This window comes from Luteibacter sp. NPDC104163 (assembly GCF_055584245.1).
This window is the reverse complement of the sequence record NZ_JBVJMK010000028.1, coordinates 21,483-31,649: the sequence shown is the minus strand read 5'-3', so window position 1 is coordinate 31,649 and position 10,167 is coordinate 21,483. Positions and strand designations below refer to the sequence as shown.

At 66.5% G+C, this 10,167-nt stretch carries 9 protein-coding genes; 2 read left to right on the top strand and 7 right to left on the bottom strand.

Annotation, left to right across the window (positions count from 1 at the left end; genetic code table 11):
• Window positions 1-104: 104 nt before the first annotated feature.
• Together ACZ6YI_RS21060 and ACZ6YI_RS21055 are read right to left on the bottom strand one after the other, a co-directional pair.
• Complete coding sequence (locus tag ACZ6YI_RS21060; protein ID WP_465780333.1) at window positions 105-2,585, bottom strand: EAL domain-containing protein; 2,481 nt, start codon at window positions 2,583-2,585, stop codon at window positions 105-107.
• Between the two features lie 159 nt (window positions 2,586-2,744).
• Window positions 2,745-3,872 (bottom strand): hypothetical protein, encoded by a 1,128-nt coding sequence (locus tag ACZ6YI_RS21055; protein ID WP_465780332.1) that lies wholly within the window; start codon window positions 3,870-3,872, stop codon window positions 2,745-2,747.
• Window positions 3,873-4,063: 191 nt separating this feature from the next.
• Between ACZ6YI_RS21055 and ACZ6YI_RS21050 the strand changes: the two genes are divergently transcribed.
• Entirely contained in the window at window positions 4,064-5,350 is a 1,287-nt protein-coding gene (locus ACZ6YI_RS21050) for an acetyl-CoA C-acetyltransferase (RefSeq protein WP_465780331.1), read from the top strand.
• 10 nt (window positions 5,351-5,360) lie between these two features.
• A complete protein-coding gene (locus tag ACZ6YI_RS21045) occupies window positions 5,361-5,939 on the top strand; it encodes an energy transducer TonB (protein WP_465780330.1) in 579 nt (192 codons plus the stop codon).
• Between the two features lie 130 nt (window positions 5,940-6,069).
• Here ACZ6YI_RS21045 and ACZ6YI_RS21040 read toward each other — a convergent pair whose 3' ends face one another.
• The 5 genes from ACZ6YI_RS21040 to ACZ6YI_RS21020 form a co-directional block, all read right to left on the bottom strand.
• Window positions 6,070-8,007 carry a phospholipase D family protein gene (locus ACZ6YI_RS21040; RefSeq protein ID WP_465780329.1) on the bottom strand — a complete coding sequence of 646 codons (1,938 nt, stop codon included), beginning with the start codon at window positions 8,005-8,007 and terminating at the stop codon, window positions 6,070-6,072.
• A 60-nt stretch (window positions 8,008-8,067) separates the two neighbouring features.
• On the bottom strand, window positions 8,068-8,622 hold the full coding sequence (locus ACZ6YI_RS21035; RefSeq protein WP_440328803.1) for a YceI family protein: 555 nt from the start codon (window positions 8,620-8,622) through the stop codon (window positions 8,068-8,070).
• 21 nt (window positions 8,623-8,643) lie between these two features.
• The gene (locus ACZ6YI_RS21030) at window positions 8,644-9,114 is read right to left on the bottom strand and encodes a SixA phosphatase family protein (RefSeq protein ID WP_465780328.1); all 471 of its coding nucleotides are present in this window, start codon (window positions 9,112-9,114) and stop codon (window positions 8,644-8,646) included.
• A 66-nt stretch (window positions 9,115-9,180) separates the two neighbouring features.
• Complete coding sequence (locus tag ACZ6YI_RS21025; protein ID WP_465780327.1) at window positions 9,181-9,813, bottom strand: nucleotide-binding protein; 633 nt, start codon at window positions 9,811-9,813, stop codon at window positions 9,181-9,183.
• Window positions 9,814-9,866: 53 nt separating this feature from the next.
• Window positions 9,867-10,064 (bottom strand): antitermination protein NusB, encoded by a 198-nt coding sequence (locus ACZ6YI_RS21020; RefSeq protein WP_440328808.1) that lies wholly within the window; start codon window positions 10,062-10,064, stop codon window positions 9,867-9,869.
• Between the last annotated feature and the right edge of the window lie 103 nt (window positions 10,065-10,167).

Here is a 10,167-nt window from a genome sequence, read left to right as displayed (position 1 = left end):
GCTTGAAGCGCTTCGGGTACTTGGCCATGTCGGACATCTCAGGTGGGAGAAGATGTCCAACTTCTGGGGGTCACCTCACAAGCGCGCTCCCACAAGAGCCGTCACTAGGCTGTCGGCAAACCGCGGTCTACCTGCGCTATGCGGTCTTCGAAGTCGCGGGCGGGGACGGCGCGGCCGAAGAGGAAGCCTTGCATCTGGGTGCAGCCGGCGTTGCCGAGGAAGTTGGCTTGCTCGGTGCTCTCGACGCCTTCGGCGAGCACCATCTTGTTCATGCCCTTGCCCATCGTGATGATCGCGCTGACGATGGCGGCGCTGTCGTTGTCCCAGGCGACATCGCGGATAAATGCACGGTCGATCTTCAGCGTATCGACTGGGAAGTGCTTGAGGTACGAGAGGCTGCAATAGCCGGTGCCGAAATCGTCGAGGCTGAGCGAGACGCCTTCGGACTTGATCCGGTGCAGCAGGTCGGCGATGTGGTCGCCGCCTTCCATAACCGTGCGTTCGGTGACTTCCAGTTCAAGGAGCGTCGGATGCAGCCCGGTTTCCACGAGGATCGCCTGCATCGATTCGAAGAAGCGGGTGTGCTGGAACTGCAGCGCAGAGACGTTCACGGAAACCGATAGAGGCCTGTACGTATCCGTCCACGCTTTGGTCTGCCGGCACGCTTCGCGCAGTGCCCATTCGCCGATCGGCACGATCAGACCGCAGTCTTCCGCCACCGGGATGAACTGCTCGGGCGTGTACACATCCTCGCCGTCGACCTGCCAGCGCAGCAGTGCCTCCGCGCCGACGATCGTGCCGAGATCGACATCGACCTTCGGCTGGTAGTGCAGGCTCAGTTCGTTGCGGGCGAGCGCCTTGCGCAGTTCCACTTCGATGCGCACGCGGGCGGTGTTGCGCTCGTTCATGCTCGCATTGAAGAAGCGGTAGCCGTTGCGGCCCTGCATCTTCGCCTCGTACATGGCGGTGTCGGCGTTGCGCAGCATGGATTCCGCATCGTACGCGTCATCCGGGTACAGGCTGATGCCGATGCTGAAGCTGATCGCCAGGGCCGAGGCTTCCAGGCCGATGGCTTCGTTGCATGCCTGCAGCACCTTCTCGCCCACTTCCGCCGCATCGACGCCATCTTCGATATGCGGAAGCAGCACCACGAACTCATCGCCGCCCAGGCGGCTGACGGTGTCGTCGGGACGCACGGCCGAACGGATACGTCGCGCGACTTCCTGCAGCAACGCATCGCCGGCCGCGTGGCCCATGGTGTCGTTGATCTGCTTGAAGTGGTCGATATCGACGAACAACAGCGCGCAGCGTTGCTTGCGCCGCGTCGCCACTGTCACGGCGAACTCCATGCGCGATTGCAGCAGCGCGCGGTTCGGCAGGCCAGTGAGCGTGTCGTGGTGGGCGAGGTGGGCCATCTTCAGCGCCAGCGCGCGGGTCTCGCTCACGTCGTGGAACACGACCACGCCACCGACGACGTTGCCGGCATGGTCGTGGATCGGCGCGGCGGAATCCTCGATCGGGCTGTCGAAGCCATTGCGGTGGACGAGGATCGCATCGGTGGTCAGGCCGATGATGGTGTTCTTCTCCACCGCGGTGAGCAGCGGGTTGGCGATGGGGCGGCGCGTGAGCGGATCGCGCAGCTGGAAGATGTCGTCCATCGGCCGGCCGACCGCTTCGTGACTGCTCCAGCCGGTCATCGCCTCGGCGATCGGGTTGAGCGAAGTAACGCGCAGATCGGGATCGGTGGTGATCACCGCGTCGCCGATGGATTTCAGCGTCACTTCGGCCAGCTCGCGCTCGCGGAACAGCGCGTCTTCGAAGGCCTTGCGTTCGGTGATGTCCTGCACCTGCGAAACGAAATACAACGGCTCGCCATGTTCGTCGCGCACCAGCGAGACGGTGAGCAGTGCGTGCACCACGTGGCCATCGCGGTGCAGGTAGCGCTTCTCCATGTGGTACGACGGGCGCTCGCCGACGAGTACCTGCTGGACCATGATCAGGTCGGTCGCCAGGTCATCGGGGTGGGTGATGTCCTGGAAGCTCAGCCCGAGCAGTTCATCCTCGCTGTAGCCGAGCATGCCGCACATGGCTTCGTTCACCTGCAGCCAGCGGCCATCGGGCAACACGAGCGCCATGCCGATCGCGGCGTGGCGGAAGGCCTGGGCGAAGCGGCGCTCGCTTTCCTTCAGGCGCGCTTCGAGCGCACGGCGGTCGGAGATGTCGGCCAGCACGATGAACGCGCCACGGATGTGGCCGTCGTCAGTGGTGTCGGGTGAGAAGCTGGCCTGTGCGTAGCGATGCACTTCTTCACGGCGCAGTTCGCGATCGGCGATGACCGGTGTGCCGCTGAGCGCCGCGGCGACGCCGGGCGCAATGCGCGGGTAAAGATCCGCCGGCAGAACTTCCTCGAGCGCGCGGCCCTCGAGCGCTTCTTCACTTATCCCCATCCACGTGCGGAACGCGGGGCTTGCATAGCGCAGCCGCTTGTCCGTGCCGACGTACGCCAGCATCGCCGGCGCGCGCTCAAGCAGGAACGCAGGCCAGTCGGCGGGAGAGAAATCGTCGGGTGACACGGGGTGGGGCATAGGAAAAGCCGAGAGCGTGAGTGCTCACTCTAGTGCGTCGGCGTATGCCCGTACATCACCCGCCTGGCCGGGCCCGACCTTGTGGGAGCGCGCTTGCGCGCGATGGGTGCTCGTCGCAAGCGCCCATCGCGCGCAAGCGCGCTCCCACAACGGCCTGGCTTAATGCAGCGACGGGGCGGGCGCGGTCAGTGCGCCGCGGTCGTCGAGGAGCATGCGGCCTAGCGTGTGGAGTTCCGGATCGGTGCCGTAGCGGGTGGCCAGGGCGTCGAGGAGCGGGTGCAGGGCGTTGGGTTCGAGCGGGTAGCCGTGGGCGAGCACGCGGGCCTTGCCGGGGGAGGGCTGGGCGACGGTGATGGCGGCCATGCCGAGGCCGGCGGCTTCATGGGCGTAGAGCTGCGGCGCGGGCAGGGCCGGGTCGGCCTCGGCCAGGGCCTCGACCAGGTAACCCGCCGTGGCGGCGGGGTCGCCTTCCAGGTGAAGGGGTACGTGGTGGGCGGCCAGCAGCGCCGCGTACTGGCGCAGTTCGAACAGGGTGCCGGCCAGCTCATGCGCCGGGTTTTCACGCTGGATACCGTCGCGGGCGAACCAGCCGGCGATGCCGGGGACGCTGACCCGGCCCTCGGCGTAACGCAGTGGCAGCCCGCGCGAGCCCATGGCGGTCTCGTCGCGGTACGGGGTGAGCAGGGCCGCCTCGAGCATGGTCCACAGCGGGGCCAGGTTCACGTGCTCGTACTGGACGCAGGTGAGTGCCAGCAGGTCGTCGCGGCTGAGGTAGCGGGCGTGCTCCAGGCGGATGCCGAGCGTGCGCATGAGGAAGTCCGCGGTGAGCGAGCCCGCCTCGCCCTTGCCGACCAGCGCCGTTTCCATCGCCTGGGTCAGTTCGGTCGCCAGTTCCTCGGGGGCCAGCAGCATCCACGGGACCAGGCGCATGGGGCCGCCGGCGTAGCGCGGGTCCGGGACCAGCGGCTGGGCCGGCATGTGGCCTTCGTGGGTGCCAAAGGCGACCACGCCGCCCTGGGTCGTGACCCGCGGGATCCGCCGGGCCAGCTCTTCCAGGGTGGCGAACACCGGGAAACCGGGGCGGAGCAGCTCCACGCCATCGAACAGGGCGCCAGCCACGGCGAAGCGCGAGGCCTCCACGCCCGGGAGCAGGGTGGCCAGGTCGGCCGCCATGAGGGCCGCCAGCTCCTGGGCTTCATCGCGGGTGAGTTCGAGCCGATCGGGGGTTTCGCCCGGGACCAGTTCCAGCGCCAGGACGGCGGGGCAGGCGATCAAAGGCTCGGACACGACACATTTCCACAACGGCAAAGGAACGCAATTCTACCATTGGCCGTGTTTGCCCTTTCGTTGAGAGGGGATGCGGGTTAGCCTTGCCGATACCCGGTTCGTCGGCGAACGTCGGCGTCCGCGATCCCTTTGGCTTCGATTGTTGCTCGGTCGGGCATTCTCATTCAGGTTTTTCGGACAGTCCCCAAAGCATGGAAAAGTCGCAAAAGCGCGTGGGTGTGGTCGGTGGCGTCCGCATTCCCTTCTGCCGGAACAACACCGCCTACGCGGAAGTCGGCAACTTTGGCATGTCCGTCAAGGTGTTGGGCTCCCTGGTGGAGAAATTTGGCCTGCACGGCGCCGAGCTCGGCGAAGTGGCCATGGGCGCGGTGATCAAGCACGCATCGGACTGGAACGTGGCCCGCGAGGCCGTGCTTTCCTCCGGCCTGGCGCCGACCACCCCCGGCATCACCACGGCGCGTGCCTGCGGCACTTCGCTCGATAACGCGATCATCATCGCCAACAAGATCGCCACGGGGCAGATCGAGGCCGGCATCGCCGGCGGCTCGGATACCACCAGCGATGTGCCCATCGTCTACGGGCAGAAATTCCGCAAGCGCCTGCTGGCGCTGAACCGCGCGAAGACCCTGAAGGAGAAGTTCCAGGTCGCGACGCGCGGCTTCTCGTTCAAGGAACTCAAGCCGTCCTTCCCGGGCGTGGCCGAGCCGCGCACGGGCAAGTCGATGGGCGACCACTGCGAGATGATGGCGAAGGAATGGCACATCGGCCGCGTCGAGCAGGATGAGCTGGCCCTGGCCAGCCACAAGAAGCTCGGTGCCGCGTACGACGCCGGCTTCTTCGACGATCTGGTCGTGCCGTTCCGCGGGCTCAAGCGCGATGGCTTCCTGCGCGCCGATTCCACGCTCGAAAAGCTCTCCTCGCTGAAGCCGGCGTTCGACAGGACTTCGGGCCAGGGCACGCTCACCGCGGGCAATTCCACCGGTCTTTCCGATGGCGCGGCCGCGGTGCTGCTAGCCAGCGAAGACTGGGCGGCGAAGCGTGGCCTGCCGATCCAGGCGTACTTCCTCGATGCCGAGGTCTCGGCCGTCGACTTCGTCCATGGCGAAGGCCTGCTGATGGCGCCGACCGTCGCGGTGCCGCGCATGCTCAAGCGCCACGGCCTCACCCTGCAGGATTTCGACTTCTACGAGATCCACGAGGCGTTCGCCGCGCAGGTGTTGTGCACATTGCGTGCATGGGAGTCCGAGGATTATTGCCGCAACCGGCTGGGCCTCGATGCCCCGCTGGGATCCATCGATCCGGCAAAGCTCAACATCAACGGTTCCAGTCTCGCCGCGGGCCACCCGTTCGCGGCCACGGGTGCGCGCATCGTCGCCACCCTGGCGAAGATGCTGGAGCAGAAGGGTTCGGGCCGCGGCCTGATCTCGATCTGCACCGCCGGTGGCATGGGTGTCACGGCGATCCTCGAACGTCCGTAAACGGCTCCGCATGCTCGCACTCCGCACCAGTACCTCCCTCAGCGCCCTTGGCCTGCTCATCGGTATCGCCGGCACCAGCTGGCTTACCGCGCTGACCTACGAGCGCGCGCCGGCCACCCGCCGGCTGGCGGAGATCGTGATGCCGGGCAGCGAGCCCGCCTACAAGGCGAAGACCGTGGCCGAGCAGCCGCCGTCTTCGACGCCGCTGGCACGGTTGCGCACGCGTACCGTGGTCGACCTGGCCACGCAGATGGTGCCGCGCCGCGCCGCCGCCGCGCCTGCCACGAAGGTCGCCGACGCAGCGGCGCCCGCGAAGCCGGAACCGCTGGTGCCGGTCTACATGCCCTCGCCGCGTTACCCGATGGAGGCGCTGCGTGCGCACCGTGAGGGGCAGGTGGTGTTGAGCGTGACCGTGACGCCGGAAGGTGATGTCACCTCGGTATCGGTTGGACGCTCGAGCGGCGATATGGCGCTCGACCAGGCGGCTGAGGAAGCGGTGCGGAACTGGCGGTTCGCTTCCGCCTCGGAACGGCCGCAGCGTTATACGTCCGACCTGCCGATTCGTTTCGAGCTGACAGATCCGCTCTGACCGATCGCTTAGAGCATCGTTCGCAAGCTCACTCCCACAAGGTCTCGATGCTGTTTGTGGGAGTGAGCTTGCGAGCGATGGGTCCGCGGAAGAGCATCGTTCGCAAGCTCACTCCCACAAGGTATCGGCCTTACAAGATTCCTGAGGACGCCGAGCCAAACGCCGTGATCATCCGCGTGTAGATCACCTTGAGCGACACATCGACCTCGGGGAAATCCCCGACCGGCTCGTAGCATTCGAAGAACTTGGGGTCCGTCCAGCGCATGGGGATGCAGCCGGGCTTGAGGTCGTAGCTGGTGGCGTAGCGGAACGGCCACAGGTCGAAGAACGGCAGGCGTTCGGAGACGTCGCCGATGAATTCGTTGACCTCAGACAGCACCGGGATCTTCTTCTGCCGCGGCCCGATGACCCAGGCGTTGCCGGGCTCCGTGTCCTGCATGATCGAGCCACGCAGGCGATCGGCGAAGCGCTTGTCGTAGATGATCACGCCGGCCTCGGTGTTGTAGTGGTCCGAGCGCGGATCGAAGTTGTGCGTGCCCACCATGGCGAAGGTGTCGTCGACGACGATGGACTTGGCATGCAGGCCGAAGCGCACGCCCGCGGTAAGCAGCGGCGCCGGGCGATGACGCGCGCTGGGCCCATAGCGCCGGCCAGCCGACAGGAAGCCGGTGCTCTCCGACGGGCCATTCGCCGCCGCCAGCTGCTGGCGCTCCGCGCGCGTAAGGCGCCGCCCACCGCCACCCGAGCCAACCGGCCGGTTGACCGGCGGCACGGCGATCGCGTTTGACTGCCCCTCCAGCGCATCGCGATCCGCGTTCGTCGGGTGCGGCTTCATCTCGTAGATCTCGAAGCCGTAATCCGTCAGGTAACGCTTGCGGTGCTTGTACGACATGGCGTACACGGCGAACGCATCGGTGGAAGCCAGCGAGTTGGTGGAGACCACGACGCGCGGCGGATCCGGCTGCTTGTGCAACGTGCTGAAGATCTTCTTCGCCGGCCGGCTCATGACCAGGTACGGCGTCTGCAGCACCACCTCGCTCTTCGCGTTGCGCACCAGGCCCATGATGTTGCGGGTCAGCGCACGCGCCTCGCGCCGCTTCGGCTCGTCGGTCTTGCCGGGCAGGTCGGAGAGGTATTCGACCCGGTTGAGGCGCAACGATCCGCGGACCAGTCGTTCATCGAGCCACTCGGGATCTTCCGCGTGGGCAACCAGCTCGGCGACGCGATCCGGGTTGTCATAGGTCGGGGGGCGCCACTTCTTCTGGTCGTCGGTGTCCGCGACCAGCTCGCGGTTCACATCGCGCAGGTGGGTGAGCGGCACGGAGCGCTTGTGGTCCCAGAACTGGTCGAAGCTGGCGCCCATGGTCCGGGCGACGGGGCCGCCAACCATGACGTCGCGATCCACGTAGTCGAATACCGGGTCCCAGTCGAAATAGCGGTCCTCGTAATTGCGGCCGCCGGTGATACCGACCAGGTCATCCACCACCAGCAGCTTGTTGTGCATGCGCTGGTTGAAGCGGAAGAAGCAGCAGACGATGCCGGCGGCGAACTCCAGCGGCGGCGTGCGCGCGCTGGAGAAGGTCGGGTTGTACAGCCGGATCTCCATGTGGTCGCTGGCGCGGGCCAGCCCGGCGAGCAGGCCCGGGTCGCGGAAGGAGAACAGCTGGTCGGCCAGGATGCGCACGCGCACGCCGCGGCGCGCGGCGCCGATCAGTTCATCGAGGACGAGCTTGCCCGCGTCGTCCTGTTCCCAGATATAGGTCTGCACATCGATCGTGTGCTGGGCCGCCCGGATCAGGTTGACCCGCGCGGCCAGCGCGCTTTCGCCATCTTCCAGCAGCGTGGCGATATGCACGGGCTTGTCCGGCGTGGAGGCTCCGTTGGCCTCGCGTGCGGCATCGATCAGCGGCGAGGGCAGCGCGCAACGGTCGGGCTGGGCGCAGGTTTCCTGGCGGTCGATCGTGAGCGCCACCACGGCGTCGGCTTTCTGGATGCGGGCCGCCGAAAGCGAACAGCCGCCGGAAGCCAGCGAGGCGGCAAGGACGAGGAACACGAGGAGGCGGCGCATGCCGCGCATGATAGGGGAGATGGTGCAACGCCACGTGAGCCGGAGACCCGGCGCAGGGCTTTACAACGGCGACAGGACGATGGCCATGCCCAGGTTCACCCGGTCGGACAGCGCACCGCGGCGGCCGAGCATGCCGAAGTCCGTACGGTCGATGAGGCCCTGCAACTGGAGCACGCACCCTTGCATCGCCTCGGGCGGGCAGCGGTTGGCGAGCAGGCGGAAGGTGACCGGGCGGGTGACGCCGCGGATGGTGAGCTGGCCGGCCACGTCGCCGCCCTGGCTGAGCAGGGTGAGCGGTGTGGGCGAGGATTCGAAATGGATGCGCGGATGGTGCTCCGCATCGAAAAATTCCGGCGCCAGCACCCAGCGGCGCAGGCGCGCGGATTCCATCCTGATGTTCTCGGTATCGAGATCCGCCCGGACCACCGCGGTGGCGGTGGCCGGATCGGTGGTGAGGTCGCCACGGATGCCCTCGAAGTGGCCGGTGACGGTGGTGACCCAGAGCAGGCGCACCGTGAACTCGGCTTTCGAACGCGCGGCATCGATGCGCAGGTCGGCGGCGGCCGCGGGCAACGCGAGAAGCAACGTGGCGATCGCCGACAACAGGTAACGCATCAGGAACTCGCCGTACGGAAGCTAGTTAGGTGGCGACCAGAAGGTCTCGAGCTTGGCGGCGCCAGGCTCGAACTTGCCATCGAACGCCAGGCGCGCCATACCGCCCGGTGGCATGCCGCGGTAATCCTCGGAGCGGCCCTCGACGAGGAAGGCTACCAACTGTTCGATGCCGGGATTGTGACCGACGAGCACGACGCGCTCGACGCCTTCCTGCTTGTCGAGCAGGTCGTAAAGGGCGCCTGGCGTGGCTTCGTAGATGCTGTCTTCAAAGACCGGCTCGACGTGGCCCAGGGCCAGCGCGGCGGTTTCCTTCGTGCGCTCGGAGGGCGAGCAGAGCACGCGGTCGTAATTAACATGGTGTTCGGCCAGCCAGGCGCCCGCGGCGCGCGCCTCGTTGCGGCCATGTTCGGTGAGTTTTCGCTCGCGGTCGTCCTTGCCATCCTTGCCGTGGGCTTCCGCCTCGGCATGGCGAAGAAGAATGAGTTCGCGCATGGGTACCGTCCTCCGCTAAGGCCACTGGTGAGTGGCGTGATCTTGCCGTCGCGGTTGCCCTTACGCTCAGGTACTCCGCTTGATCCAGCGGAGCAGTTTCGCCCAGTCGTCCTGGTGGCCGCGCACGTTTTCCGAGTGATAGTCGAAGATGCCCTTACCGAGCGCCGTGAGCAAGACGTAAGCCTGCGAATCACGCAATTCGGCGACCACGGGGAACGGCGCCTGCTCGGCAAGTTCCGCCATGGCCTGCTGGCTGGCGTTGGTCCACGGCTTGAGGCGGTTGCCCACGAGGCCCACCGGCAGCTTGCCACGCTTCACCCGGCCGATGCCTTGCAGGATCTTGAGGAAATCCAGCGTCGCATCGAGGTCGAACGTGGAGGGCAGGACCGGCACGAGGATGACATCGGCCTTTTCGAGGTAAGGCTCCATGTCCTTCTCGTCCATGCCGGCGGGCATGTCGATCATGACCCGCTGGATGTCGTTGGACAGCCGGTCGAACGCCTTGCGGCTGCCCTCGATGGCGGTGACGGACGGGACGTTCTCCGGGCGGCGGCCGGCCCAGCGCAAGCTGGAATGTTGCCGGTCGGCATCGATGATGGCCGCGTGCTTGCCGGCCTGTGACCAGTACGACGCCAGTTGCGTCACCAGCGTCGACTTGCCGCAACCACCCTTGCTGCTTGCCACGAGCGTCGTAAGCATCCGCGAGCACCTGCCATGGGGAGGGGCCTAGCCTACACAGGCCGGGGCGCGGATCAAAAGAGCTTTGTACGAACCTTGGGCATCAGGACCAAGACGAGCGTGGCGATGGGGCCGAGGATGAGCGACAGCAGGAACCAGAGCAGCCCGCTGCGGTTCTTGCCCTGCGCCAGGCCGGCGTTGATCAGCGAGAGGGTGCCCCAGCCGACGAAGAAACCGCCCGAGCCGCTGGTGAATGTGGCGAATTGATCCATTGTAAGCTCCTGTTCTATCGCAGGATTGGTGCATCGGTCATGCGGCCGCTAGCTGGCATGTTCCCCCCGCGCTGCGTCCGATGGTAACAATGTCGCCCCTGTG